The 278-nt window shown below is 69.1% G+C and carries 1 protein-coding gene; it reads right to left on the bottom strand.

Features of this window, described 5'->3' with window-relative positions; translation table 11 throughout:
- Window positions 1-278, bottom strand: a 278-nt coding sequence (locus tag FS507_RS20015; protein ID WP_186314770.1) for a hypothetical protein, incomplete at both ends; no start/stop codon positions are given.

Consider the following 278-nt stretch of genomic DNA (forward strand, 5'->3'; position numbering starts at 1 on the left):
CCCCCCCACCCTCCCCCCCCCTCCCCCACCAACCCCCTCCTCCTCCCCACCTCCCCCGCTAACCCCCCGCCCTTCCACTCCCTCAACCACCTCTCCACCACCCCCCACTTCCCTCTCCCCCTCATCCTCTCTCACCCCCTCCACATCACCTACCACCACATCCCCCACACCCTCCCCCACCCCATCCTCCCCCTCCTCCCCACCCTTCTCCTCCCCATCCTCTTCCTCCCTTTCCCTCTCCCTCCTACCCCCCACCACGTCTCCCACCACATCCGTCC

Source organism: Corynebacterium glyciniphilum AJ 3170, from assembly GCF_007673095.1.
Taxonomy (GTDB): Bacteria; Actinomycetota; Actinomycetes; order Mycobacteriales; family Mycobacteriaceae; genus Corynebacterium.